Consider the following 24,815-nt stretch of genomic DNA (forward strand, 5'->3'; position numbering starts at 1 on the left):
ATAAATTTTCAATTCCTTTATTTCACCACTAACCAACTAAGTCCACACCTCTTTTTAAAAAAACACTGAAAATCTTCATCTTTTTTTTGCTAAAATTGTGCTTTTTGATCTACCAATCAAGACATTAAAACCAAACCGCAACACAAACAGGTTGACAGTAAGTAAACACTTACTGTAGACACAAAATCATGAACACCTACAAAGATCTATTTTTCTTTTTTAATTTTTTTAGCTTTACCAGCCCTGTGGTCTGGAGGTGTTCACTCGCGTAAGCGAAAGTTGAATGAGTTTTCTCCCAGGCCGCAGGCGAACAGCCCGCGGCCTTTTTTATTTTCTGCCCGGGTTTCCACAACCAGCCTGCCCTTATCAAACAGCTCTATCAATTCAACTTAACACGACTTTTTTACAATTTTAATCAACTCAATATCATTGGAGGCTTCAAATGATGTTAGGACTTGGAAGTGTTGAGATTGCGGCGGTCTTCTGGCTTTGCCTGCTCTCATCGCTCGGCTGCGTGGTTTATGGAATCCTGAACTGGAACAACCGGGGCAAGCCCGACGCAACCGCACTGAATGTGGATGTAAAAAAGAAAGGGGATAAGTGATGGTTACCAAGATCGTCATTACCAGTATCTACCTTGGCGTAATTTTCTATCTCGGCTTCAAGGGCTGGCAGTCCACCAAAAAATCCACCGACTACATGCTTGCCGGGCGGCAGATGAACCCGTTCATCATGGCCATGTCTTACGGCGCGACCTTTGTTTCCACATCCGCTATCATTGGTTTCGGCGGAGCAGCAGGCCTTTTCGGTTTCCCCCTGCTCTGGCTGACCCTTGCCACCATCGTTGTCGGCGTACTCATCGCTATGGTCTTTTTCGGCAAGCGAACCCGTAGAATGGGTCTGGCCCTTGAGAGCCACACCTTCCCGGAACTGCTGGGCCGCCGTTACGATTCCAAATTTATTCAGGGATTTGCTGGCGGGATAATCTTTCTCTTCATCCCTGTTTACGCTGCGGCGGTGCTGATAGGTATTTCGCGTATGATGGAAATATCCTTCGGTATCCCTTACGACACCGCACTGATCTTAATCAGCTTCATTCTTGCGGGTTATGTAATTTCAGGCGGCATGAAAGCGGTTATGTACACTGATGCTTTTCAGGGGCTGATCATGGCAATTATGATGATCATCCTTATCGTCTCCACTTACTCCATGCTCGGAGGAGTGACTGAAGCGCATCAGGCCCTGACCGATATGGTCAACCTTATGCCTGCCAAACTCCAGAAAGGCGGCATGATCGGCTGGACCCAAGGGGCACAATTCGGCACCCCGCTTTGGCTGGTTATCTATACCACCATTGTTTACGGCGTGGGTATCGGCGTTCTGGCCCAGCCGCAGCTGGCTGTACGTTTCATGACTGTCCCCTCTGACCGCGAACTGAACCGTGCGGTACTCTACGGCGGAATATTCATCCCGCTCATGACCGGGGTAGCCTTCCTCACCGGGGCACTTTCAAATGCCGTATTCTATAAAGAAGTAGGTAAAATATCTATCGCTGTCGCAGGCGGTAACATGGACAAAATCATTCCCATGTACATCGAACAGATGATGCCTTCATGGTTCTCAGCCCTGTTCCTGCTGGCAATGCTTGCAGCCGGGATGTCCACCCTTTCCTCTCAGTACCACGTGGGCGGAACCGCGCTGGGTCGTGACTTCTTTGAAAGATTCATCAATGTTCCAGCAGACAAATCAGTCAAGATTACCAAGATCGGTGTTGCCATCACCCTGCTGGCCGCTATCCTCTGGGCATGGGTTCTGCCTCCGTCCATCATTGCCCGCGCAACCGCTTTCTTCTTCGGCCTCTGCGCCGCATCCTTCCTGCCCATCTATCTGCTGGGTCTGTACTGGAAAGGCATGACCAAGAAAGCCGCAAAGATCTCTATGGTAGGTGGATTCAGCGCATCCATGTTCTGGCTGCTTTTCGTACACGTCAAAGAAGCTAAGGCTATCGGACTCTGTAAGGCCCTGACCGGAATGGATACCCTCGTATCCTCAGCCACCAAGGGATCATGGGTCTGGCTGCTACAATGGGTTGACCCCAACGTGGTCGCACTGCCTGTATCCATGGCACTGGCTATCGGAGTGGCAATGATTACTCCTAAGATGACTGAGAAACATTTGAAGCTTTGCTGGGCTAATATGTAGAGCGACTGAGACTTCTAGAATAAAGGGTGTAATCTATGTTGGTTACACCCTTTTTCTATTTTATATGGATATAAAACGGACAGTTTGACGTGCTAACAACAAAATGGATATAAATCTCTTATTAGTGGGTAAATAGCACTTATCCTAGGAAATCGAAGACATCCTATCCTTGAAGGACGAACACATAATGAGTGAAAGTAGCGATCAAATGTCAAACAGTAGCGATGACAATGTAAGTATCTGTGGAGATAGAAATACTCTTGAGTACGAACGTCCAAGTATATCTCAAGCGAGCATAGACATTATTGGAAATGACAACATTATTAAAATCCACCCCAGAGCTCGGCTAGGATCAGTGAGAATCCATATGCGTGGTGATCATCATCGCCTTTTTGTGGGTAGCGATGTACAGATGAACGAGGGTCTTTTACGTCTTATCCATGGAGGTGGTCTAATAGCGATAGGAGCAAGAACCACAATCATCGAGGCGGAACTGATTTCATTTGAAGTTGGCACCAAAATTGTTGTTGGAGAGGATTGTCTCATAAGTTGTGGAGTACGAATCTGGACTGGCGATGCCCACTCGATTGTTGACGCCAAGACAGGAAAGCGCATCAACTACGGCCAAGATATAACCATCGCCAACCATGTCTGGATTGGCTATGAGGCTATGCTGTTGAAAGGAGCAACAATGGGACACGATTCAATACTTGGAGCCCGAGCTGTTCTCAGCAAAAAAATTTCGCCGCAGTGCCTTGCTGCCGGCAACCCCGCAAAGATGATTAAGAGCAACGTAACATGGACTCCCGATGTGTTTTATGAAAAAGGTGGCAATCCCTTGGTAGACGGCGAGAAAGAAAATTGAACAGCTATAAAACTTCAAGATTCATGGTGTTGACGGGGGAAAGGGCGCGTTCCGCTTGACCCAATGCAATTTAGCGGTCAAACTGGCAAACTCATTTACATATAAGGAAATAAGGAGACTTGTCCGTGAGTCTGCAAGACACCCCGACCCTGAAAAATGCGCTGGCACTGAGTGCCGATAAATATGCTGATCGCCCCGCTGTCTGCTTTGTAGGCGAAGCCCCTATGACCTACCGCGAATTCAAAAAGCTGGTAGACGACATTTCTCTGTTACTTCACAGCCGCAGCATCACCAAGGGCGACAAAGTTGCCATCCTGAGCGAGAACATGCCCAACTGGAGTGCCGCCTATCTTGCCATCACCTGCATGGGCGGTGTTGCCATTCCTATACTCACCGAATTTCACGAAGGTGCAGTGCATCACATTCTACGCCATTCCGAATCCAAGGCCATCTTTGTTTCCAAACGGTTGAAGCACAAGGTGGATGAGTACGAATCCGACAATATCCACACCGTCATCACTCTCAATAACTTTTCACTTTCCACTGCTGACGGACTACGCCAAACTTTCAAGGAAGGCATAATTCAAGCGCGCAAATCTTTTGAGCAGGTCAAGGAACGAATCAGCAAGGAACTTGAGAAATACACGGACATGGGCAAGGAATACGTTCGCCCATCAACGGAAATCGACGTTAATGACGTTGCCGCGATCCTATACACCTCCGGCACCACGGGAAGCTCCAAAGGCGTCATCCTCACGCACCGCAATATCGTGTTCAACGCCATGGCAAGTGCCAATATCATTGACGTGAACACCGAAGACCGTCTTGTTTCGGTCCTGCCGCTGGCACACACTTTCGAATGCACACTGGGTATGGTCCTGCCGCTTATCCACGGTGCATCTATCCATTACCTTCGCAAGCCGCCCACGCCTAAAACCCTGCTTCCAGCCATGTGCAAGGTCAAACCGACCCTGCTGCTCATCGTGCCGCTGATTATTGAAAAGATCTTTAAGAACCGTGTCCAGCCCAAGCTCAAAGGATCGGGCATCATGCGCAATGTCATGAAGCTCGGTGCCGCTCGTAAAAAGCTCTATGCGGTTGCCGGTAAGAAACTCATGGAAGCCTTTGGCGGACAACTTCGCTGCATGCCCATCGGCGGTGCGTTCCTGGCCCCTGAAGTCGAGGACTTTCTCATGCATTCCGGTCTGCCCTATACTGTCGGCTACGGTATGACCGAGACCAGTCCGCTCTGTTCCGGTGAACCCCCAAGATCCGCCCGCTTCCGTTCTGCCGGACGCCTTCTCCAAGGCATGGAAATTAAAATCGATAACCCAGATCCCGATACCGGAGAAGGCGAGATTCTGGTTAAGGGCCCCAACGTCATGCAAGGGTACTATAAGGCACCTAAAGTCACGGAAGAAGTACTCATGGAAAACGGCTTTCTGCGCACCGGCGATCTCGGTTACATTGACGAGGATGGATACATTTTCCTGCGCGGTCGTCTGAAGAATGTAATCATCGGCCCCAGTGGTGAAAACATTTATCCCGAAGAAGTTGAATCCATTATCGGCGAATGTGATCACGTATTGGAATCAATCGTCTATCGCGCTGAGGGCAAGCTCGTTGCCCGTATTCATCTCGACTATGTCAAATTCGACGAAGAACGCGGCACCGGCAAAATGATTGAATCAAAAGCCCGTGATGCAGTGCAGAAGCATCTCGATTCCGTCAAGAAGACCGTCAACGGCAAAGTCTCCAGTTTCGCAAGGCTCTCCAAGGTAATCGAACAAGTCGAACCGTTTGAAAAAACGCCCACCCAAAAAATCAAGCGTTATCTTTACATAGATATGGAAGAGAACCAAAAGCGATAATTTTTTAAGGGCTGGGACAGAAATGTTCCAGCCCTTCTGTTTTGATACTTGACCTGCCGATAAACTTAATAGTTCATGCTACTCTCTCAAGCGGGAAATAAACTGCATGATTCGGAGCTTTATGAATAGGCATGGTTTGCTTTAAATTGCCCAAATAAAACAGGCCGCAACGTTCAACGTAGCGGCCTGTACTCAATCAAATTCTCTCCAGCTTACTTCTTAGGCGGCAGCGAACAAGATTCGCTACAGCAGGTGCCTTGAAGGAATCCGGTGTAAGTATAAAAAATCCTTTCGATCTTGGTCCGCTTTTCCGCTGGAAGCGGCTCGCGTTTGTAATCTGCGGTCATTTTCAGCAGATCTTCATAATTCGGTACTGATTTCATGCCGTGAGCCAAGGTCTTGCCGGAAATTGCATCCAGAAGAAAAGCATCCATGGAATCGGAAATTACCACGTAAGGAACCGGACCGCCCTGGAAGAGCTTACCCGCACAGACCGCCTCACGCTCATAGCTGCCCACATCCCCGGCGCAAAACATAACTATCATGATCGGCTGATCATTCTTATCGTAAATAGCAAGATCAATTGTACGGCACATTTCCTCACCATCTATATCAAAACAGATGTCGATCTTGGCCTTCAAGGATTCCTTGGGGTAGCCCAGCTCTTCCACCAGCAGCTTTGCCAATGCCTGACGAAATTCCTCGTAAGTGGTCTCTTCAATCTCTTCACCACTCAAATAATCACGCAATGTTCCACCCATACTTGTTTCATGCATATTGTGCCTCCGACGGCCCTGCGGGGCTTATTTTGATGCGCTACGCGCTTTTGATATATGATTTCGCCTCCGGCGGCCAAAGGAGCTAAGCCCCTTTGGAATCCCTATCGGCTTAAGCAATTATATAAGCATGCTGGGTTGTTGTGCAAGTGATTAAAGACAAAAGAAGGGTTGACGACCTGCCAATCAAGTCGCCCGCCCTTCTTTATCCTTGAAGCACAACTCCCTATGAGTCATGCAATCGTCTTTATATTAAAATCTTTGGGGAACTTTCGCAAGCTTTGCATACCCCCCTTATCCCGACAAAATAAGCAAATCATCCAAAGCCCACCTCACTTTGACACATATTATCAATTGAAAATAATTTTCACTTTCTCCTTGACTCACATTCCATACTTGACTAGTCAAGAATTCAGTTGACATTGATTTTCAACATCCAAATCAAAACAGTCATTACAAAAGGGAGACACAAATGACTAAAAACATAAATCTTTCCAAAATCCTTGAAGGCCGGACTTACGCAGTTCTCGGTTTTGAAACTGAAGCATCCGAATATTCACAGAAACTTCGTAAAATGGGTTTTGTTAAAGGCACTAAAATAGCCCTCGCTCCTATTAAAATTTCAGATCCCATGATCTTTGAAATCCGGGGAAGCCGTATCGCACTACGCAAGGACGAAGCGGATCAAATTAAGGTAGAGGAGCTTTAGTCATGCATAAGATTGAAAGAATCGCCATTGCAGGCGTGCCCAACTGCGGTAAGACAACTCTTTTCAACGCCCTGACCGGTGCCCGCCAGAAAGTCGGTAACTGGCCCGGCGTTACAGTAGAAAAAATCGAAGGCACATTTTCACTTTCCGGTGCCAAGGTTGAGCTTGTAGACCTGCCCGGGACCTACAACCTGAGCCCTGATACCGAAGACCAGAAAGTAGCTGAACGTGTTATCCGCAGCGGCGAGTATGACATGATCGTTAACGTTGTGGATGCCACCAATCTTTCCAGAAACCTGTTCCTGACTATGGATCTACTGGAACGCACCGACCAGATTGTCATCCTGCTGAACATGCTTGACGTTGCTAAAAGCGAAGGTCTTGATATTGATGTGGACAAGCTCAGCAAAGAGCTTGGAGTCCCGGTCATTCCCATAATTGCCGTTGATAAAAACTCTGTTGCAAAAGCAGTGGAAGCCCTTGGAAATGAATCGCAGAATCTTCCGGAGCACGACTCGCACCCCACTCGCCAGGAAGTTATGGACACGGTTGAAAAATACAACCACATCGACACCATCTACTCCAAGGTTCTCAGGGAAAGGAAAGACCGCAGCCAGAACTTCACCAACCGGGTGGATAACATTGTCATGAATAAATTCGCGGCTATCCCCGTGTTTCTCATTTCCATGTTTCTGACCTTCTGGTTCGCTATCGGCCTCGGCTCGGTCTTCATCGATTTTTTCGACATCATGGCCGGACTTATCTTCATCGATATCCCCGCAGACCTGCTTAGCACAATAGGTGCGCCTGAATGGGTAACTGTAACACTTGGCGGCATCGGTGCCGGTATCCAGACCGTTGCCACCTTCATTCCGGTGGTATTCTTCATGTTCCTCGCGCTGGCGATTCTTGAGGACTTCGGATACATGGCCCGCGTAGCTGTTGTTGCTGACCGTTTCATGCGCAAGATCGGGTTACCCGGTTCTGCATTTATTCCTATGGTTGTAGGCTTCGGCTGTACCGTCCCCGCAGTTATGGCCGCCAGAACTCTTAGCTCCAAACGGGACCGTTTCATGACCATTTTCATGGCCCCGTTCATGTCCTGCGGCGCACGTCTGCCTGTTTACGCACTCTTTTGCGTAGCTCTATTCGGCGCATATTCCGGTCTGGCTGTATTCCTTATCTACCTTTCCGGTCTGGCCATGGCTATTTTTACCGGATTTCTGCTGAAGAACACCCTTTTCAAGGGCACTGCTTCCCACTTTGTAATGGACCTGCCCCTTTACCACATTCCCAGAATTAGCGCGGTTTTCAAAAGCGCATGGCTGCGTATGAAAGGTTTTGTCAAACGTGCTGGTGTAATCGTTGTCACCGCTGTTTTCATACTCTCCATGCTCAACTCTGTAGGTATCAATAATGGACAGTTGACCTTCGGTAACGAAGATTCCCAGAACTCCGTGCTCGCCATTGCCGGGAAATCCATTTCCCCCATCTTCAAGCCCATGGGTATCGAAGAAGAAAACTGGCCAGCATCCGTGGCCCTGTTCACCGGACTATTTGCTAAGGAAGCAATCGTCGGTACTGTAAACTCCCTCTACTCATCAATGGATAATGCCGCTGCCACTCCCGAAGTTGAAGCTGGAACCGAAGAAGAAAGCGGACTTGATATCGGCGGCGCAGTTAACGAAGCATTCGGCACTGTAATTGACGGCCTTGCAGGAGTTGTGACTTCAGTAGACCTGCTCGGAATCGGGCTGATCAGCGAAGACAGCGCAACCGTATCCGAAGAAATCGGCGCAGATGCATCTGTTTACAAACATCTTGCTGCAAACTTCACTGTATACTCCGCCTTCGCCTACCTGCTCTTCGTACTCATGTACTTCCCCTGCCTCGCGGTAATCGGAGCCACCAGACAGGAAATGGGCGGCTTCTACTCCGCAGTAATGGCGATGTACTGCACTGCGCTTGGCTGGTCTGTTTCAACCTTGTTCTACCAAATCGCTGAAGGTAAAAATCCTATTTACATGGGAATCGCAGTTGCTATTCTTGGAGGGATTTATGGCACGCTGAAATATCTGGGCAGTAAAGAGGTTAAAGAGGAGCCTCAGCTTAGACCTTTGAATTTGTAAACACATATTGCAACACAAAAATAACGCCCCGCCTGAAAAATCAGACGGGGCGTTTCAATTTCTTAATTCTTAATCAACAAACCCTACGGCATAACACTCCCCACCTTCAACGCGAAATCAAACACGCCTGCGGGCATCATGCCCAGTCCCAGCACGAGCAGGGAAAGCAGAGCCGCCCCGGCGAAGCTGAATGCGGAAGTGTCCGGCAGGGGCAGATCCTCGGCAGCATCCTTGGTGTAGGCATGGCGGACAAGTCCCAGATAATAGTATATGGAAATGGCGGTGTTAATCCCGGCGATAATGATCAGCCAGTTGTAGCCGTGATTCCAGCCTGATGAGAACAGGAACAGCTTGCCCATGAATCCTGCCATGGGTGGCAGGCCGACCAGCGCGAAAGCTCCAACAGCCAAGGCAAAAGCAAGGGCCGGGGCGCGCTTGTGTAGGCCATTCAGGTCATCCAGTTGCAAGTTACGTCCATCCACGGATACGCGGCTGACCACCCAGAAACAGGTCAGGTTCATTGCCACGTAAGCCAGTGTGTAAAATGACGCGGCAGCAAGTCCCTCGGCAGTGCCTGAAACAAGTCCGATCATAATGTAACCAGCATGGGCAACGGATGAATACCCGAGAATACGCTTCACATCCTTTTGGGCCAGCGCAGCAAGGTTACCGAAGGTCATAGACAATGCAGCAAGTACGGCGATCACGGTTGTGATATCGTAACCGGGCTTGAACATGGCTGCGAGGCGAATCAAAATTACCACCGCGCCGAGCTTGGGCAGGGTTGCCACAAAAGCGGCGGTTTCGTTGCTCGCACCTTCATAAACATCCGGGCACCAAAAATGGAATGGAAACAGAGCCAGCTTGTAAAACATACCCAGCAAGAACAATCCCATACCAGTTACAGCCATGGGTGCGGCCTCGAAAGACCATGTCTTCTGGACCAGTTCCGCAAGGTAGGTAGTATGCATTCCGGCGAGGATGTAGGAAAATCCGTACAAGGCAAGTGCCGTAGAAACCGCACCGAACATGATGTACTTAATTGCCGCTTCAGCCGCGCCTTTGTCCTTGGCCCTAAGTGCGATGATCGCATAAAGGGCATAAGATGAAAGCTCCAGCGCAAGGTACATGGTGATCAGCTCCACTGACGAAGCGAGCATCATGAGGCCCCATGCGCTAATGGCGAGAAACAGAAAGTAATCAGATCTTTTTTCAGTCTCCAATGTTGGCTGACGGGTGGCGTTAAATATCGTCACACTAAAGCCGATAGCTATGGCTACTTTAAAAAACTGCGAAAGCGGATCGATCTGATAGGCCCCATGAAAGAACAACCCTTCCTGACCGACTGAAAGCAGAGAGACCGCAATCGGCAAAAGAGACGCAATGGGCAGCCAGACGCCGACCTTATCACGCATCCTCTCACTGCCCACCGCCTGCACAAACAACAGGGCAATAATCAGGAACATGGAAAGTTCCGGCATGAAAAGATATGGATTCACATTCATTTCAATATCTCCTGTTGTCTATTTCACAATTCCCTTAAGGGAATTGAATGCCAGTTGCAGCGGGTTTTCCTTTTGGATGGAAACAATCTTAGCCCCTTCCTTCACGTCCTTCTCCAGCTTGATGAGCGAGGCATCCATTATCTTAAAACAAAGCCCCGGTGCCAGACCGATGTAAAGGACAAAAACTGCCGGAACGGCCAAGTATGTCCATTCGCGCAGGTTAAGATCAGGCCATTGCTTCCATGAAGTCGGGCGGCCCCATGCCAGCTTGAGGGATACACGCAACATGTAGGCTGCGGCAACCATGGCTCCGGGCACCATCAGTGCACCAATCCATGGATTCTGCTCAAACGCGCCTACAAAGACAAGAATCTCACCCACAAAGCTGTTGGTTCCGGGAAAGCCGAAGGAGGACAGCGCGAAAAGACCCCAGAAGAACATGTAGGCTGGCATGTATTTACCAAGACCTTGGTTATCTTCCAGTTCACGGCTGTGACTGCGCTCGTAGACAGCACCGATCATCATAAACAGACCACCGGTAGTGATACCGTGGTTGAGCATCTGGAAGAGCGCGCCTTCCAGCCCGCGCTGATTGAAGAGGAAGATGCCGAGAGTGACAAATCCCATATGGCCCACAGATGAGTAGGCGATAACTTTTTTGATATCGTTCTGCCCGAGAGCCACGATTCCGCCGTAGAGAATTCCGGCAATGGAAATGGCAATCATGAACGGTGCAAAGTAATCACTGGCTGCCGGAGTTAAAGGCAGGTTGAAACGTAGAAACCCGTAGGTTCCCATTTTCAAAAGCACAGAAGCCAGAATAACCGATCCGGCTGTGGGGGCCTGTACGTGCGCAGCTGGAAGCCATGTGTGGAACGGGAACATTGGAACTTTAATCGCAAAAGCCAGTGCAAGGGCCAAAAATGCCCAGAACTGAAAACTGAAGGCAAAGTTCTGCTCCATGAGTTCAGGAATAGCGAAGGTTCCTCCGGCAACTCTGAAGGCGACAATTGCCACCAGCAACAGTGCCGAGCCTGCCAAAGTGTAGAGGAAGAACTTGAGCGATGCATAACGCTTCTCAGGTCCGCCCCAAACGGCAATAAGCAGGTACATGGGAACCAGCATTGCTTCCCAGAATACGTAGAAAAGGACCAGATCAAGGGCGGTAAAAACTCCAACACAGGCCGCAGTCATAAACAGCAGACAGAAATGGAATTCCTTAATCCTTGTAGTGATGTAGGTCCAAGAACAAAGTACACAGAGCGGCAGCACAGCGATGGTCAAAATAATCATCAAAAAACTGATGCCGTCGGTACCAAGATAATATTCAACACCCCACTGCCCTACCCAATCCATCCTTTCCACAAACTGGAAAGCGGCGGATTCTAGTTTGAATCCGGCAAAGAGAGGGTACGAGAGCGCGAGTTCTATGATTGACACGACCAGAGTATATATCCGCACTGTGTTCTCGCCACGGAGGAAAAAAAGTCCGATGGCCGCCAGCAGCGGGAAAAAGATCAGGACGGTCAGAACAGGATAAGCTACTTCTTGCATTGCATTCTCTCCAGTTTATCCAAAGTACCAGACAAGTCCGTAAACGCAGAGTGCGATAAACACAGCCAGCCCGAGGTAATCCTGCAAACGTCCGGTCTGTATCTTCGCCCCTGTCCTGCCGATATCGCGTACGGTATACGCGGTTCCGTCCACAACGGTATCAATACCCTTGCGGTCAAACCACGATGACCCGGCGGCGGAATCCATCAGCCACTTCAAACCGATTACCCGGTAAACGGTGGTCCATATTGAATCCGCCCAGGCGATGGGACGGCAGACAAGGAGCAACCCCATATTACCGATGAAGCGGTAAAGCTTGTCAAAATCAAGGTTGCGTCCGTGATGCGGTACAATAACCTTGCGCATGATCCAGAACCCGGCTCCGGTGAAACCAAGCAGCATAGCCGCCTGCAACAGATGCCAAGGAGTATAAGGATCATATTCCACGGGGAACGGCAGCAGCTTGTAAAGCATCTGAGGATAAACACCCTGTGCAAAGCAGAGGAAAGCGGCGATGCCCATGGCCACATACATGTTTTTGGGAATGGGATTAAGCTTGATATCCGTCTTTGCGGGCTTACCCCAGAAAGCGAAGTACGGTAGCTTGATCCCCACCGATAAGAAGGTACCCACTGCGGCAATCTCAAGCCCTACGGCAAGCAGGGTATGGTGTGATTCAGCAGCCCCGGTGATGGTCATTGTTTTACTTACAAATCCATTGAAGAGCGGCATACCGGAAATGGAAACCGCACCAACCATATAAAGGAGCATGACCACAGGCATTTTCCCGACCAATCCGCCGAGACGGTCAAGGTCAGCAGTCCCGACAGCGTAGAGAATTGTTCCCACACTCATGAAGAGCAATCCTTTATAAAGGATATGGGCATAAGCGTGAGCCACTGCGCCGTTAAGACACATGGCCGTACCGATACCGATACCCGCGACCATGTAACCGACCTGCGAAACAATGTGATAGGAAAGAATCCTGCGCGCGTTGTTCTCCATGGACGCGTAAAGCACTCCATAGACCGCCATGAATGTTCCGGCTACAGCCAGCGCGTAGACTCCGGAGAATCCACGGGCCAGTACGTAGACCGCAGTCTTGGTGGTGAAGGCGCACATGAATACCGCGCCCGGAATAGTAGCTTCGGGATAAGCATCAGGTAGCCATGCGTGCAAAGGCACAACAGCGGCGTTGACGCAGAACCCGATCAGGATCAGCCAATCGTAATATTCTATGCCCTGTGGGTCCACAGGCAGAAAGGCAAAAGTGCCGATCTCGGAATAGCGGAGCAGCAATCCACCGAGCAGGAAAAGACCACCCAGCATGTGGAACAGGAAATACCTGAAACCTGCTGCGCTGGAAGTCTTGGTGCGGTGCAGCCAGACCAAAAAGGTGGAAGCCACCGCCATAAGTTCCCAGAAAATAAACAGGGACAAATAGTCACCGGCAAAAACACAGCCGAATGATCCGGCAACATAAAGAGCTGCCGCAGCATGGTGCGCTCTATCATCCATGTGCAGAGCGTAGATCATACCGATTAGTGATTGGATGGCAAAAACGTTGGCAAAGACCAGCGAAAGTTTATCCACTCTGCCCAGTACCAGCACATTGCCGAGATAGGGAATGACTCCGAAATTGCCCAGCGTCGCGGTAAAAACAACAACGATAGCAATGATCGGCGGAATGAGCAGAAACCATTTCCACTGTTTACCCCGGAAGAATGGCAGAGCCATTGCCAGAGCTATAAAGGGCAGTGCGGGATGGAGAAAACCGTTAAGCGTCATCATCTTCCTCCGGTCCTACAAGAAAAGGTTGAATGAGCACCTTCATCAGGAAAACCATACCCACTGAAACAACAAGGGCGAAGATTTCCCAGAAGCCGGGATAAACATCGTAATGATATTCAGCATGATGCGGATGGATGAAGAAATTAAGGATCACCAGCACAGCAAGGAAGCCCGCGAATAATATCTTCCAGAACTTCATTTTCTGCGTGCGTTGGGTTTCGAACCAGTTTCCAAGTTTTTCTATCATGGCGGTTCTCCTTAGAATTTGCCGAACACGTTAATGAAGTTCAGGAAGGTCTGGGGATAAAGTCCCAGCCAGACCGAAATCAGGGCCGTGGTGAAGAGTGGAATAACCATACACAGCGGGGCTTCATTGTATTGCTCAATATTTGCGCCTTCTGCCGGGGCCTTAAAGAATGCCCGGTAAACAATGGGAGCGAAGTACCCGGCATTCAGCAAAGTACTTGCCAGCAAGGCTATCAAAAGTCCCCATTGCCCTATAGTTACAGCTCCTTTGACCAGATACCATTTGGTAGCAAATCCGCAGACCGGAGGCACCCCGATCATGGATAGCGACGCAATGGCAAAAGCCCCGAAGGTCCATGGCATTCGCCGCCCCAGCCCATCCATGCGGCTGATCTGTTTAAGATGGGTTGCCACGTAAATGGCACCGGCACCGAAGAACAAAGTGATCTTGGAAAAAGCGTGGTGAGCGATATGCATCAACCCGCCCTGCACAGCTTCTGGAGTCAGCATAGCAACACCGATAATGATGTAAGAAAGCTGACTGACCGTGGAGTATGCAAGCCGAGCCTTAATATCATCCTTGGTCAAGGCGATAAGAGAGGCGGTTACGATTGTGAATGCCGCAAGGTAGGCCGTCGGCAATCCCAGCCCCAGCGTATCCATAAGGTCCACCCCGAAGCCGGAGAGGATCACACGGGAAACCGAGAACACCCCGGCCTTAACAACTGCCACCGCGTGCAGCAGAGCGGAGACCGGAGTCGGCGCGACCATTGCTGAAGGAAGCCAGTTGTGAAACGGCATGAGTGCGGCTTTTGCCAGACCTGCGATGTAAAGTACGTAGGTGATGGTCACCAATGTAGGGTCTGCGTCCGCCGGGAAGATCCCTTGCGCCACATCACCCAGATGGAAATCCAGTGTTCCGCAGAGCACATAGGTCATAACCATGGCCGGAAGCAGGAACAACTTGGAAGTACCCATCAGGTAGACCATATATTTCCGTGCCCCGTTAAAGGAAACATCATCCTGATGGTGAGCAACCAGCGGATAGGTGAATACGGAAATGATTTCGTAAAAAAGATAGAGAGTGAAAATATTTGCCGAGAAAGCCACGCCTATGGCGCCGAAAATGGCGACCGCAAAGCAGAAATAATATCTGGTCTGGGCGTGTTCATTAAGGGTACGCATGTAGCCGATATTATAGCTTGTAGCGAAAACCCAAAGTAACGAAGCAATCAGGGCGAAAATAAATGCCAACCCGTCAGCAGCGAAAGAGACATTCACGCCCGGAAACAGGGTGAACAAAGTATACTCAACAATCTTTCCGTCCATCACGTCAGGGACCATCGATACTACTGAAATAAAAGTCAGTATCCCGGCCCAGATGGAAACAGCTTCACGGCGGTTGATATTCTCCCGGAAGAACCAGATAAGAAACGGTGCCACCAGGGTGATTGCCAGCGGAACGAGAATACGAGCACTGGTGATGAATTCTGTGCTAACTGTCATACGCCTACCCTTTCAGCCTTGTTATTGCGTCGGTTTCAACGGACTTAAACCGTTTTGCCACCACAATGATTATTGCCAGCACAAGGGTCGCTTCAGCAGCGGCCAGCCCCATGACAAAAAGTGCGGCGATCTGCCCCACTGCGCTTCCGGCCTCTGTAAGCTGGGAGGCAGCGACAATGGACAGCCCTGCGCCATTGAGCATCAGCTCTACAGAAATAAGCATACCCACCAGCGATTTACGCCAGACAATGCCGTACAGCCCGATAGCCAGCAGCAGAAGAGCCACCAGTTGATACATCAAAAGAGGACTCATTATGCTTTCCCCCCTTTCTTGCCTTTCTGTTCGAAAGCCAGCAGAACAGCCCCGGCCATGGCAGCAAGCAAGACTACTGAAATAAGCTCAAATGCCACCGGATAGTCTTCCAGCAACCCTCTACCGATCTGGATCAACGGGACCTCAACCGGAATATTGATTGACGCAGGCTGGAACTTGACCAGAATGAACCCGATAACTGTAACCGGGGCGATGAAAGTCAGGGCCGCCAGTGCGGACTTACCCGACCTGCGACTTCCGGATTCAACGCCTTGGTCATCAGCGCGGGTAAGCATGATAGCAAAGAAGATGAGCACACAGACCGCACCCACGTAGATAAGAATCTGCATGAAGGCCATAAATGGTGCTGCCATGAGCATGTACATTCCGGCCACGCCCAGCAGGGATGAGATCAACCCCACCATGGCCCGAACCAGACTATGTGCGCCCACAGCTATACACCCGCCGCCGAGTATCAGCAGCGTGTAGACAGCGAAAGCAATTTTAGCGAGCGTTTCCATCATGATTCTGTCCCTGCCTCTTTTTCAGTAGTTTCAGCTTCAATATTTTTAGGAGACTCTGCCGCTTTTTCCGCCCTCTTTTCCGCAATAGACGCTTCGGCCTGTGCACCGAGCCTCGCCAGCAGATCCATTTTAAGTTCCTTACGGTCAGTCACGGTCAGATATACATTTGATGAATATCTAAGAGCATTAGCGGGACAATTTTCCACGCATGATCCACAAAGTGAGCAAAGTGAAAAATCATAAAGAAACTTTGCCGGTTCTTTGGGTGCTTTAGGCTTTTTGACCTTTTCGCCCCGCTCCTCGGCTTCCTTCATAGCCTGAAGTTCAGCCTCGGTAGGCTTGGGAGCTTTAGCCTTAAGCACGGTAATACATTTACTGGGACAAGCAGTAACGCACATCATACAAGCGATACATTTAGGCTTGCCCGGATCTTTGGGTTTGCCGATTAGTTCCAACGGACCGCGAAAACCCTCAAGCTGCTCGAAAGTAACCGTTTCACGCGGGTAATGCAGGGTGACGTTTTTATCGATAAAATTTCTACCTGTGACCTTCAGCCCCACGATAAGAGACCAGAGAGAAGTTACGTCGTCCCAAATTTTTTTAATTACACTCATTGAAACGCCCTCCTATAACTTCATCACGAAAGCGGTGATAAACAGGTTCAACAAAGCTAAGGGCATAAGCCATTTCCAATTGATATTCAGAAGCTGATCAAAGCGTACGCGAGGATAAGTCCAGCGCAGCCAGATCATAACCAGCAGCAGGGTGTAGACCTTAGCAAGGAACCACCATGCGCCGTCAAAAAACGGTCCCTGCCAACCGCCGAGAAACAGGGCCGCGGCCACGGAGCAGACCACGATCATGTTGGCGTATTCAGCAAGGAAAAACATACCAAACCCCATGCCTGAATATTCAGTATGGAATCCGGCAGTCAGTTCACTTTCCGCTTCCGGCAAGTCAAAGGGAGCGCGGTTGGTTTCACCAAGTGCGCTGATAAAATAAATGATGAAGGCCAGCGGCTGTAAAAACACATTCCACTGCCACGGCCAGCCGCCCTGCCCTTCGACAACAGTAGTCAGGTTCAGACTTCCGGTCATGAAAGCGATTGCCAGAACTGAAAGCAGCAGCGGAATTTCATAAGCCACGGACTGAGCCACAGCCCTTGCCGCGCCGAGGATTCCCCATTTGTTATTTGATCCCCAGCCAGCGAGACAGATTGCCAGCACGTTCAAACCTGCGAAGGCCAAAATGAGCAGCAGCCCGAGGTCCATTTCCATCCCGGTTGCAACGGGACCAAAAGGGATAGGCAAAAACAACAAAAGTACGGGCATGAAAGACAGAATCGGAGCCATCCAGAAAAGCAATTTATCCGAACCGCTGGGGGTGAAAAGCTGCTTCCCGATCAATTTTACTGCATCAGCAAGCGGTTGCAGCAACCCTTGCGGTCCTACTTCATAAGGTCCGGGCCTGCGCTGCACGAATCCGGCAACCTTACGTTCAAGGTAGACCAGCACCAGCCCGTTCAATCCCACAAAAGCAGCGATTGCCACCAGCGCGATGAGCAGTTTTACGAGTTCTACAGGAATTTGAGACATATATAGCTCCTGACTACCTGTCGATTTCCGGGATTACCATGTCCAGACTGCCGAGAATGGCAACCGCATCAGCCAACATAGTACCTTGCGCACATTCGGCGAACAGAGACAGGTTGGAAAATCCCGGAGCACGCAGCTTGATTCGGTATGGAATTTTGCTTCCGTCACTCACAATATGAATTCCGACCTTGCCACGGGCACCTTCAGTGGAGAAATAGGCTTCTCCTGCCGGGGCCTTCCAAGTGGGCTTGGGAGCCTTTTTGATGATGTGTTCACCTTCAGGAAGCTGCTCAAGGGCCTGCTCAACAATATTCAGGCTCTGCTCGATCTCTTCCATGCGCACCATATAGCGGGCCATGGCATCAGCTTCATAATAAACCGGAACCTTCCAATCAAAGCGAGCATAAACCGAGTAAGGTTCGGCTCTACGAGTATCATGTTCAACACCTGCGCCACGAATGAGCGGGCCGGTGGCACCGTAGCGGTTACACATATCCGCATCCATGTAGCCGATTTCCTCGATACGTTTACGCAGGATTATGTTGTCGGTGACCAGATCCTTGTACATGGGCAGACGGTCACGCAGACGTTTAATAAATTCGGTACACTTTCCAGAAAAATCATCATCAAGATCGTGTACCACCCCGCCGAAACGGAAATTACTGTAAGTAAGTCTGGCTCCGGTCACCTTCTGCATCATGTCCATCATGATTTCACGGTCATCAAATGCGTACATGATCGGGGTGAATGCGCCGAGGTCCAGCAAATAGGCCCCCCACCAGAGCAGGTGCGAGGAAATGCGGTTCAACTCCGTGGTGATAACCCGGATGTACTCGGCCCTTTCAGGCACTTCGATCCCGGCCAGTTTTTCCACCGCGCACACGTAAGCATGGTTCCATGCCAGCGGATGCAGGTAATCCACACGGCCCATATTGGGAATAAACTGAACCCAGCTTTTCACCTCAGCCATTTTCTCATGCATGCGATGCAGATAGCCCAGCACAGGCTCAGCGCGGACAATGTATTCACCGTCCATTTCAAGGATGACCCGCAAAACTCCATGGGTAGAAGGATGCTGCGGGCCCATATTCAGGATCATGGTGTGATCGTCTGCGCCCTTCTCAAAATGATTGGTGTAGTAGTCACCTTCAAGAAATGTATTCATGATGCAGACTCCTCTTCCGATTCTGGAGCGTCCTCATCAAAGAGAGTGAACCCTTCCCCTTTGAATACAATCTCACCGGGGTTAAGAATATCACGCAATGGCTTACGCCCTTTATCATCCTTAAGCAGCACCCCGTTCGGTGTTTCAGGATCAAGCAGCAGAGGTAAAAGATTAGGATGTCCGCTGAAATTCACGCCATGAAAGTCATGGCACTCACGCTCATGCCAATCAGCTCCCTGAAAAAGAGAAGAAATAGACGGTAATTCCGGTTCGTCACGACAAACCAGCACCCGATGGGCAATACGTCCCGGCTTGGTGAAATGTTCATAGTGATAAGTGATCAGAAAACCTTCAGCCACATCAAGGGCATCAATATTTTCAAGATGGTAGGCCTGTTTGAGCATGGCCTCTGCCGCCTGTGTAATGTCATCGGACATAAGGAAGACATTCATGGTTACCCCGGAAGTCTCAACACTTCCCTTACCGACCATAAGCGGGGTTACCGGAAGACTTAAATTGCCATCCATCATAAGGCACGCTCCTTCTCAAGCTCTTCAGGCACAGGCCACCAGCGTTTTCCAGTCACCTTTTCCTGAATCTGGAACAAACCTTCAAGCAAGGCTTCGGGCCGCGGCGGACAGCCGGGAACATAAACATCAACCGGAATGAGGTTGTCCACGCCTTCTACTATTCCGTACTGACCCTTGAACTTGAACGGACCACCGGAAATGGCACAATTCCCAAGAGCCAGAACCCATTTGGGAGCAGGCATCTGTTCATAAAGACGCACAACTGCCGGGGCCATTTTTTTGGTAACAGTCCCGGCCACAATCATCAGGTCAGCCTGACGGGCGGAAGGACGGAAAACCTCGGCCCCGAAACGGGCCATATCAAAACGGGCCATACCCACAGCCATCATCTCAATGGCGCAACAGGCCAACCCGAAAGTCATAGGCCAGAGCGACATGGAGCGGCAGATATTCATGGCGTCTTCGGCAAGTTCGAGATGGACAATCCCATCTTCAATGACATGCCCGCCAGGGGTCAGGAGATTTTTCTCGGCCATGTGAACACTCCTTTTTTCCAGAAATAAATAATCGCGATAGCAAGAACAGACAGGAACCCGGCAACTTCAAGAAAGTAGAACATTCCATCAGCATGGGGATACCAGACGGAAACCGGGAAAAGGTAAAGGACGTCAACATCAAAGGCCAGAAACAGCAAGGCGTACACATAGTAACTGATGCCGAATTGATTCCATGCCCTGCCGTGCGGTTTCATGCCGCATTCATAAGGCATGCCCATATCTCCACCCTTCGCTCTCGGTGAAACAAGTGCGGACAAGAGAAGAGGTCCGCCTGCAAAGAGCAGCCCACCTATCAAAAACATGAAGATGGCAAACTGAAGCCAGCTGAAAACCATTCTCTCACCTCTCTTACTTTTTTTAAATTAGTAACACAAAATGCCTATTAATATTTATTATGTGAAATTGTAAAGCGCCAAAAAGAAAAAGTCTAAAAAATATCTTAATATATTTTTGCTAAATGTATCTCACCCGACCATTGCTGTGTCAAGGATGCCTGCTACTTTTACAGGGTTTAACAACTGTTAAGTCTTCGATAGTTCAATTAATCACAAAATAATTTATTTTAAATTCAGAAGCTTGAAAACAATTTGACTATGCAAAACAAATTTTCCGCTAACTAATAACACAATTTACAACATACTCAATAGTGTTTTTACAAAACATTTCGACACACCGAGTTTATTGCTACGTAAAAGCACAAAGTATAAGGGATGAAAGAAAAGAATATATTTCACAAGCTCTAAGTCAAAGCCAATATAGTACTAAAATGACACAGAACTCACTCTCAAACATAAAATTAAGATAACCAGTTGAGAAAAAAGAAGGTGTTCCCGCTAAATCTAACGGAAACACCTCTCTGCCGGAATACTCTCGGGCATAAAAAGATACAGAAAAAATTCAGCGGGTTAATCCTCTGCGCTATAAAAACAGTACTTGCAATCCTTCTGTTCCTTAACCCGGTACATGGCCTGATCAGCTTTTTTGACCAGCTCCTCGGATTTGGAACCGTTTTCCGGATAGACACTGATACCTATCGAAGCCCCGACACTACAGCTGATTCCTTCAAATTCAAACGGAGCTGAAAAACAATCAATAAATTCGTCGGCAACCTGCGCAATACTATCCCGATTCGCAGGACGTTCAAGCAGAACACAAAATTCATCACCACCCAGCCGGGCAAAAGTGTCTGACGCCCGCAAACGAGACTTAAGCCTTCCCGCGACCTTGGAGAGCAACATATCTCCGGTATGGTGCCCGTATTGATCATTAACCTGTTTGAAATCGTTCAGGTCTATAAATAGCAGAGCCAATTTTTCTCTGTAACGACCTGCATTAGCCACAGATTTACCCAACCGATCAAAAAAAAGGTAACGGTTCGGGATTCCGGTCAGGGCATCAAGAGTGGCTTTCTCCTGCAATTCAAGCTCGCAGAGCTTGCGGTGGGTGATATCTTCAACCACACCTTCGATATAAAACTCACCACCTTCTTCAAACAGACGACAACTCTCCGAGACCCAAATAAGAGAACCGTCTTTGCGCCTGAAACGCAGTTCATAATCCCGAAGGGACTTCTCCTGCATCAGTTTTTTAAGAAATTCCCTTCTGTCACCGGGATTCTTGTAGAGCTTATCCGTATGGACAGATTTTACAGCTTCTTCTGAACTTTCATAACCCAAGATGCGAGCATAGGCAGGATTGATCTCCTCAAATTTCCCATCAAGAGTGGATCTAAAGATCCCCTCCACAGCCCTTTCAAATATGTTGCGGTATTTTTCCTCAGCAGCCCGCAACGCCTGTTCGGTCATGATACGCTGCGCAATCTCCCGTTCAAGCCTGTCTTTCTGTCTCTTCAACTCCAAAAAAACTCCGACCTTTCCCCTTAAAGTCGGCGGATCAATGGGTTGCGTAAGAAAATCGACAGCACCGGCCTCATAGGCCATACGGGCATAGGCCGGATCTTTATAAATAGCGGTTAGAAAAATGATCGGAACTAGACAGCACGACTCAATATCCTTGATGACACGAGCCGTTTCGTAACCATCCATCCCGGGCATCTGCACATCAAGCAGAATCAGGGCAAAATCATTTTCCCGACAAAGCCCTATTGCCTCCTCCCCATCCATAGCCTTGTACAACTCAGCCTCTTCATCTTTCAGCAAACGCTCGAGAAGAGTCAAGTTGACGGCATTATCGTCCACCAGCAATATTTTCAGGCTATTTTCCATACTTTCTTCAATTAATATAAAATCAAAATTTATAAAACCCATAACTAAACATAAACAGAGTCGAAATAAGAAAAAAGAACTCTTCACCTATAAAACAGACCAAAAACAAACATAATTCTGGAAATAATTTTCTTGCCTAACTTTCCTCAGCAAACAGCAGAACCATGCCAATCAAGACTTAAAACATATCAAATAGGCACAAATTATATATTAGACATATGGAAAGTCGTTTCATATAAACAGATCAACGGAACGCAGAAAGGAGGTCGCAAATGACAATATCATTTAGCTGGAACAAAGAATTCAGCGCTGATGAACTTGAAAAGCTCTTCCTTTCTGTAGAATGGGAATCCGGGAAATATCCGGAAAAATTGAAGCAAGCCATGTTTAATTCCCATAAAGTCTTTTCAGTCCGCGATGGAGATCGCCTGATAGGATTAATCAATTCCATAACCGACCAAGTACTGACCGCATATTTCCAGTACCTGCTTGTAGACCCTGAATATCAGGGACATGGACTAGGAAAAAAACTGGTAACGGGAATGCTGGAAACATACTCTGAAATTCCACGAAAAGTTTTGATCGCAATGGAAGACAAGGTCGGCTTTTACAAAAATTGCGGCTTCACTCACCATATAGAGAAAGCACCTATGTTTGTATCCACCTTATAAATATAAATTTTACTTTCACTCTTTGTTCATCACCGAACAAACACCCCTTTCTTCCAGACGGCACAAGGGAGGTTTGGCGCAACCTGACCCGAACGCCGCAAGCCCCGCTGACGAGGATTTCACCCCCTCGCACAGCGGGGCCTTTCTTTTTAATCAAAAATTATTTCTTGACAAACGTATGGAGTCCATACGATGTAACCAATATGAATCCGATAGTAGAAAAATACATGGTGCTGGTTGAAAAGATCTCGAATACCACAAAGGCATACAAATCTTTTGGTACTGATGTGAACATTTACCGTAGCGAAATCCATATCATTCAGTTGATTGGGGATCGCCAAGGTGTTCATATTTCAGAAATATCCAGACTGATAGGGGTAACCAAAGGTACAGTTTCGCAAATTGTAAGGAGACTGGAAAGCAAAGGGTTGGTTGTAAAAAGGACAGACGAAAGCAACAATACCCGCCAAATTGCCAACCTAACAGAAAAAGGCATGTCCGCTTATCAGGCCCATGTTGATTATCACCAGCAAAAACATAAGGAGATGGAGAACTTCTTGGAGTCGCTAACTCCCGAAAACAAGGCGCTTTTGGAAAACTTTCTCAACAAAGCATATGATATGATCGAAGATCATTTGTAATTTTTTTTACCTCAAACGTATGGACACCATACATTTCTTCGGAGGAATTGAACATGAAACAGGAAACAAGAATTGTCTGGATTGCAGCAATGATCCAGCTACTTAATATTGTGGATTTTATGATGGTTATGCCTTTAGGTCCGGACATTTCAAATGACCTCCCAATAACTAATCCGGACATTGGTCTTATCTGCGGATGCTATACTCTAGCAGTGGGCTTTTCCGGTCTTGCCTGCGCAAAATTTCTTGATAAGTATGACCGTAAAAATGTTGCAGTTGTTACTGTCTTCGGACTTTCACTTGCCACCTTATGCGCAACGCTATGCTGGGATCTGTCGACCTTGATAGGCGCAAGAATTCTTGCCGGATTATTCGGCGGGCCTGCGGCTGCGATTGCATTCTCCATGGTCTGCGATGCAGTACCACCTGAAAGGCGAGGAAAAGCAATGGCAATTGTCATGGGAACCTTTTCCATTTCTGCTATTGCAGCTATTCCTTTCGGGCTGGAATTAGCAGAAAGAGGAACATGGAAAACCCCTTTCTACGCCATAGCCATTCTCGGATTTATCCTTCTTTTTCTCATCATTAAATTCACTCCCTCCATGAGAGGCCATTTACAGGCAAAAGTAGCACCTCTCTCGCTGGGAAAATTGTTATCCAACAAAAAATATTTGCTGGCATTTTTCATGATGTTCACAGCGATGATATCTTCATACGCAATCATCCCGAATATTTCCGCTTATTTTCAGATCAACCTTGGCTACCCCAGATCTTCACTTGGCTTCCTCTATCTTGTGGGAGGAGCATTCAGTCTAGTTCTTATTCAGATTGGAGGTAGATCTTCAGACAAGATTGGACCTATTCCGACTAACATTATTGGTACTGTTTTACTGATTATCTTTCTCTATGACGGCTTTATGCACTCACCCAATTCGCCCCTGCTAGTCATATTTATTATGTTCATGGGCATGGTCTGCTTCAGGAACGTCTCAGCGACAACTGAAGCATCCAAACTCCCGGCACCACATGAACGTGCAGGTTTCATGTCCCTTTACTCATCGGTTCAGCATATAGGCAACGGAATCGGCGCACTTGTGGCCTCTGCAATATTAAGCACCGGCCCTACCGGAGAACTTGTGGACATGAAATGGGTTGGCTTACTGGCTATTGTGTTGGCTATTTTCCAACCTTTGGCCTTAATGGCAATCCGTAAACCAACCCCAAGAACGGATGGAGTAGCTCAAAAAGCAAATTAATATTTGTACTACCCCGAACGCCGCAAGCCCCGCTGGATGAGGAGGATTCCACCCTCATCCAGCGGGGCCTTTCTTTTTGCATCGGCTTGGTTACAAATAGGTCACCTTTCCCGGTAGCCCTTGACTTTACTAGTTTAAACTGGCCTTCTGCTCAAAACAATCGTTTCACACAACCTTAAGCCTT

The 24,815-nt window shown here is 48.5% G+C and carries 23 protein-coding genes; 8 read left to right on the forward strand and 15 right to left on the reverse strand.

Annotated elements, in window-relative coordinates:
* Positions 1 to 603: 603 nt before the first annotated feature.
* From D0S45_01875 to D0S45_01885, 3 genes are all read left to right on the forward strand, one after another.
* Entirely contained in the window at positions 604 to 2,202 is a 1,599-nt protein-coding gene (locus tag D0S45_01875) for a sodium:solute symporter family protein (protein ID TIH20114.1), read from the forward strand.
* 187 nt (positions 2,203 to 2,389) lie between these two features.
* Complete coding sequence (locus tag D0S45_01880) at positions 2,390 to 3,067, forward strand: acyltransferase (protein ID TIH20115.1); 678 nt, start codon at positions 2,390 to 2,392, stop codon at positions 3,065 to 3,067.
* A 125-nt stretch (positions 3,068 to 3,192) separates the two neighbouring features.
* The gene (locus D0S45_01885) at positions 3,193 to 4,938 is read left to right on the forward strand and encodes a long-chain fatty acid--CoA ligase (GenBank protein ID TIH20116.1); all 1,746 of its coding nucleotides are present in this window, start codon (positions 3,193 to 3,195) and stop codon (positions 4,936 to 4,938) included.
* A gap of 212 nt (positions 4,939 to 5,150) precedes the next feature.
* Here the strand turns inward: D0S45_01885 and D0S45_01890 are convergent, their stop codons facing one another.
* Positions 5,151 to 5,714, reverse strand: a complete 564-nt coding sequence (locus D0S45_01890; protein ID TIH20117.1) for a type I restriction endonuclease subunit R — start codon at positions 5,712 to 5,714, stop codon at positions 5,151 to 5,153.
* Positions 5,715 to 6,186: 472 nt separating this feature from the next.
* Here D0S45_01890 and D0S45_01895 point away from each other — a divergent pair, with 472 nt between their 5' ends.
* Both D0S45_01895 and feoB read left to right on the forward strand, forming a co-directional pair.
* Entirely contained in the window at positions 6,187 to 6,423 is a 237-nt protein-coding gene (locus D0S45_01895; GenBank protein TIH20118.1) for a ferrous iron transport protein A, read from the forward strand.
* A gap of 2 nt (positions 6,424 to 6,425) precedes the next feature.
* Positions 6,426 to 8,552 carry a ferrous iron transport protein B gene (gene feoB, locus D0S45_01900; protein ID TIH20119.1) on the forward strand — a complete coding sequence of 709 codons (2,127 nt, stop codon included), beginning with the start codon at positions 6,426 to 6,428 and terminating at the stop codon, positions 8,550 to 8,552.
* 83 nt (positions 8,553 to 8,635) lie between these two features.
* On the opposite strand, the gene D0S45_01905 is transcribed toward feoB, so the two are convergent.
* The 14 genes from D0S45_01905 to D0S45_01970 all read right to left on the reverse strand — a co-directional run bounded on the left by D0S45_01905 (position 8,636) and on the right by D0S45_01970 (position 22,063).
* On the reverse strand, positions 8,636 to 10,057 hold the full coding sequence (locus tag D0S45_01905; protein ID TIH20120.1) for an NADH-quinone oxidoreductase subunit N: 1,422 nt from the start codon (positions 10,055 to 10,057) through the stop codon (positions 8,636 to 8,638).
* An 18-nt stretch (positions 10,058 to 10,075) separates the two neighbouring features.
* Complete coding sequence (locus D0S45_01910; GenBank protein TIH20121.1) at positions 10,076 to 11,611, reverse strand: NADH-quinone oxidoreductase subunit M; 1,536 nt, start codon at positions 11,609 to 11,611, stop codon at positions 10,076 to 10,078.
* A 15-nt stretch (positions 11,612 to 11,626) separates the two neighbouring features.
* Positions 11,627 to 13,399: a Na(+)/H(+) antiporter subunit D gene (locus tag D0S45_01915; protein ID TIH20122.1), complete on the reverse strand. Its 1,773-nt coding sequence runs from the start codon at positions 13,397 to 13,399 to the stop codon at positions 11,627 to 11,629.
* Positions 13,389 to 13,649 carry a hypothetical protein gene (locus D0S45_01920; protein TIH20123.1) on the reverse strand — a complete coding sequence of 87 codons (261 nt, stop codon included), beginning with the start codon at positions 13,647 to 13,649 and terminating at the stop codon, positions 13,389 to 13,391. Before D0S45_01920 ends, D0S45_01915 begins: the two co-directional genes overlap by 11 nt.
* Positions 13,650 to 13,660: 11 nt before the next feature.
* On the reverse strand, positions 13,661 to 15,154 hold the full coding sequence (locus tag D0S45_01925; GenBank protein TIH20124.1) for a monovalent cation/H+ antiporter subunit D family protein: 1,494 nt from the start codon (positions 15,152 to 15,154) through the stop codon (positions 13,661 to 13,663).
* Between the two features lie 4 nt (positions 15,155 to 15,158).
* On the reverse strand, positions 15,159 to 15,467 hold the full coding sequence (nuoK, locus tag D0S45_01930; GenBank protein ID TIH20125.1) for an NADH-quinone oxidoreductase subunit NuoK: 309 nt from the start codon (positions 15,465 to 15,467) through the stop codon (positions 15,159 to 15,161).
* The gene (locus tag D0S45_01935) at positions 15,467 to 15,988 is read right to left on the reverse strand and encodes an NADH-quinone oxidoreductase subunit J (GenBank protein ID TIH20274.1); all 522 of its coding nucleotides are present in this window, start codon (positions 15,986 to 15,988) and stop codon (positions 15,467 to 15,469) included. Before D0S45_01935 ends, nuoK begins: the two co-directional genes overlap by 1 nt.
* On the reverse strand, positions 15,988 to 16,605 hold the full coding sequence (locus D0S45_01940) for a 4Fe-4S dicluster domain-containing protein (GenBank protein TIH20126.1): 618 nt from the start codon (positions 16,603 to 16,605) through the stop codon (positions 15,988 to 15,990). Before D0S45_01940 ends, D0S45_01935 begins: the two co-directional genes overlap by 1 nt.
* Positions 16,606 to 16,617: 12 nt before the next feature.
* Positions 16,618 to 17,586: an NADH-quinone oxidoreductase subunit NuoH gene (gene nuoH / locus D0S45_01945; protein ID TIH20127.1), complete on the reverse strand. Its 969-nt coding sequence runs from the start codon at positions 17,584 to 17,586 to the stop codon at positions 16,618 to 16,620.
* A gap of 13 nt (positions 17,587 to 17,599) precedes the next feature.
* On the reverse strand, positions 17,600 to 18,751 hold the full coding sequence (locus D0S45_01950) for an NADH-quinone oxidoreductase subunit D (GenBank protein TIH20128.1): 1,152 nt from the start codon (positions 18,749 to 18,751) through the stop codon (positions 17,600 to 17,602).
* A complete protein-coding gene (locus D0S45_01955; protein TIH20129.1) occupies positions 18,748 to 19,281 on the reverse strand; it encodes an NADH-quinone oxidoreductase subunit C in 534 nt (177 codons plus the stop codon). Before D0S45_01955 ends, D0S45_01950 begins: the two co-directional genes overlap by 4 nt.
* On the reverse strand, positions 19,278 to 19,817 hold the full coding sequence (locus D0S45_01960; protein TIH20130.1) for an NADH-quinone oxidoreductase subunit B: 540 nt from the start codon (positions 19,815 to 19,817) through the stop codon (positions 19,278 to 19,280). Before D0S45_01960 ends, D0S45_01955 begins: the two co-directional genes overlap by 4 nt.
* A complete protein-coding gene (locus D0S45_01965; protein ID TIH20131.1) occupies positions 19,796 to 20,173 on the reverse strand; it encodes an NADH-quinone oxidoreductase subunit A in 378 nt (125 codons plus the stop codon). The genes D0S45_01960 and D0S45_01965 overlap by 22 nt, the downstream gene beginning before the upstream one ends.
* A 570-nt stretch (positions 20,174 to 20,743) precedes the next feature.
* A complete protein-coding gene (locus tag D0S45_01970) occupies positions 20,744 to 22,063 on the reverse strand; it encodes a diguanylate cyclase (protein TIH20275.1) in 1,320 nt (439 codons plus the stop codon).
* A 272-nt stretch (positions 22,064 to 22,335) separates the two neighbouring features.
* On the opposite strand from D0S45_01970, the gene D0S45_01975 reads away from it, so the two are divergent.
* The 3 genes from D0S45_01975 (at position 22,336) to D0S45_01985 (ending at position 24,631) form a co-directional block, all read left to right on the forward strand.
* Entirely contained in the window at positions 22,336 to 22,734 is a 399-nt protein-coding gene (locus D0S45_01975) for an N-acetyltransferase (protein ID TIH20132.1), read from the forward strand.
* Positions 22,735 to 22,937: 203 nt separating this feature from the next.
* Positions 22,938 to 23,375 carry a MarR family transcriptional regulator gene (locus tag D0S45_01980; GenBank protein TIH20133.1) on the forward strand — a complete coding sequence of 146 codons (438 nt, stop codon included), beginning with the start codon at positions 22,938 to 22,940 and terminating at the stop codon, positions 23,373 to 23,375.
* Between the two features lie 53 nt (positions 23,376 to 23,428).
* Positions 23,429 to 24,631 carry an MFS transporter gene (locus tag D0S45_01985; protein TIH20134.1) on the forward strand — a complete coding sequence of 401 codons (1,203 nt, stop codon included), beginning with the start codon at positions 23,429 to 23,431 and terminating at the stop codon, positions 24,629 to 24,631.
* Positions 24,632 to 24,815: the final 184 nt, after the last annotated feature.

Source organism: Marinifilum sp. JC120, from assembly GCA_004923195.1.
Lineage (GTDB): Bacteria > Desulfobacterota > Desulfovibrionia > Desulfovibrionales > Desulfovibrionaceae > Maridesulfovibrio.